The organism is Endozoicomonas sp. SESOKO3 (genome assembly GCF_024606255.1).
Genome location: NZ_JAHHPR010000002.1, coordinates 1 through 2,728, shown reverse-complemented (window position 1 = coordinate 2,728; position 2,728 = coordinate 1). Strand labels below are relative to the sequence as shown.

2 protein-coding genes are annotated in these 2,728 nt (G+C 47.5%); both read right to left on the bottom strand.

Going from position 1 to position 2,728, the window contains the following annotated elements; all coding sequences use genetic code 11:
• The coding region (locus KDK18_RS00015) for a helix-turn-helix domain-containing protein (protein ID WP_257252296.1) at nt 1-358 on the bottom strand (358 nt) is incomplete at its 3' end.
• A 719-nt stretch (nt 359-1,077) separates the two neighbouring features.
• Nucleotides 1,078-2,728: DNA polymerase I (gene polA / locus KDK18_RS00010; RefSeq protein ID WP_257252295.1), on the bottom strand; the 1,651-nt coding region annotated here is incomplete at its 5' end.

The window sequence follows — 2,728 nt, the reverse complement described above, 5'->3', positions numbered from 1 at the left end:
ACTTGAAAGCAGACGAAGCAAAAGTTGCACTCTGTTTTGCGTGTCTCTTCTTGAAGGTCGGGTACTTAGCCCTACCTTCCCAAAAGTTCTTGAAGGAGGTTTGTTGATGGCGCAGTGATTGCTGAATGGGTACTGAAGAAACATCGTTTAGCCACTGATATTCAGGGTTCTTTTTCAGTTCGGTAAGCTGCTTTGATGCTGCGTTGTAATTAACACTGTTGCCGTTCTTGTAGTACTCGTCGGTACGCCAGCGAAGAATATGGTTGTAGACAAAACGTACGCAGCCGAAAGTTTGGGCAAGTAGCTGTTCTTGCTCAAACGTTGGATAGAATCGGTATTTGTAAGCTCGTTTAGTCATTTTTACAAACATATTATCTTTTGTGTAAGGATTCAAGCTTTTGCCAGTCCTATCGGACTGGTCGCTATCTATCTCCACCCAAGCTCTGCGAGCTATGGATGGAGTATTCCGCGAGAATTGATAAAAAAGTTCCAGCCGTCGGGGGAGAGACGACTGGAGCGATAAGCTCCGCCACAAAAAGGCAGAGTGTTCGCAGTCACTCAACACACAAGGAGTGCTGTGAGAGAAAATGGCAGCCTTAAGACACTCGTCCAATGCCTGGCTTTCTTTGAGGCAAAAAAAAACCAGTTACCGAAGGGGGGGGGTGGTAACTGGTTCATTGCAGGCTACGTCGGGGAACACAGCACTGCTTTTATTGCCAACACTCAACACACAAGGAGTTTGCAGAAAGGATTTTTTCCTCTCTACATATATTGAGACAACAGAATCTGAAAAAAGTTCCCGAAAGATGAATTTTTTTTTGTTTTTTTTCTGGCAGGTATCCAGGAAAAAAAACCGGCGACCAAGGGGGACGGTCACCGGTTTATTGCACACTGTGCCGGGGCACAGCACTGCTATTATTGCCAACACTCAACACACAAGGAGTTTGCAGGAGGTTTTTTCCTCGCTACATATATTGAGACAACAGAATCTGAAAAAAGTTCCCAATGATGTGAAAAAAATACAAAATTCTTAAGCATCATGAAATTTTCAGGGAGACGATTATCATCAGAGAAGCTTCAGTGAGCTTCATCCCAGTTGTATCCATTGCCCGCTTCAACCAGCAAGGGCACATTCAGCTCTGCGGCTTGGGACATCTTCTCTACGATGCAGTCTTTTACGACCTCAAGCTGATCTTCCGCAACTTCCAGCACCAGCTCATCGTGCACTTGCATAATCATTCTGGCATCCAGATCACTCTTTAAAAGCCACTGATCCACTCGGGCCATCGCTTTTTTTATGATATCTGCAGCCGTTCCCTGCATTGGGGCGTTGATAGCAGTGCGCTCAGCTGCCTGACGACGCATACCATTGCGGGCATTGATTTCCGGAAGGTATAGCCTTCGCCCAAACAAAGTCTCAACATACCCTGTCTCTCTGGCAGACTCTTTCGTTCGATCCATATAGTGAAGAACACCTGGGTAACGATCGAAATAAAGATCGATGTACTCTTGTGCAGACTTTCTGGAAATACCCAGCTGTTTGGCCAATCCGAAAGAAGACATCCCGTAGATCAGACCAAAGTTAATCGCCTTGGCACTTCTGCGCTGATCAGAACTGACCTCTTCCAGTGCGACACTGAAGACTTCCGCAGCCGTGGCTTTGTGAATATCCAGACCCTGATCAAAGGCTTCCAGCAAACCGGCATCATTAGAAAGATGTGCCATGATTCTCAGCTCTATCTGTGAATAGTCAGCGGCAATCAACTGATACCCTTCAGGCGCGACAAAGGCCTGACGAACCCTGCGTCCTTCCTCGGTACGAATAGGAATGTTCTGAAGGTTTGGATCAGAGGAGGACAAACGACCTGTTGCTGTTACCGCCTGATGATAAGAAGTATGAATTCTTCCAGTGGCTGGATTGATCATCTGGGGCAACTTATCGGTGTAAGTCGACTTCAACTTGCTCAGGCCACGATGCTCAATCAGGAGCTTCGGCAGGGGATAATCCAATGCCAGCTCCTGAAGCACGTCTTCTGCGGTAGAAGGCTGTCCTTTAGGCGTTTTCTTGATGACCGGCAGACCCAATTTCTCAAACAAAATCGTCTGCAACTGCTTGGGAGATGCCAGGTTAAAAAGCTCTCCCGCTTCATCATGGGCCTGCTTTTCAAGCTCATGGAGACGCTTCCCAAGCTCCATACTCTGCTGTCCCAGCAGGCGGCCATCCACCTTGGCTCCCTGTCTTTCCATCCGCGACATAACGCCTACCAGTGGCATTTCTATGTCACGAAATACAGAGCACAGAGACTGCTCAAGCTCCAGCTGAGGCGAAATCGTTTCATGCAGTCTCAGGGTAATGTCGGCATCTTCTGCGGCGTAGGGTGCTGCTGTTTCAAGATCAATCTGGTTGAAGGTGAGCTGCTTTTTACCTTTGCCAGCAATCTCTTCAAAGGTGATGCATTGATGGTCGAGGTATTTCTGAGCCAGACTGTCCATATCATGGCGGGTAGCGGTTGAGTTCAACACATACGACTCAAGCATGGTATCCCAGTAGATACCTTCCAGACTGATATCATAGTTAGCCAGTACACTTTTATCGTATTTCAGGTTCTGGCCTACTTTTTTCCTGTCAGGATTCTCCAGCAACGGTTTAATCTGCTCCAGCACCCAGTTTCGATCCAGCTGATCGGGTGCACCAACATAGTCATGAGCTACTGGCACATAGGCTGCC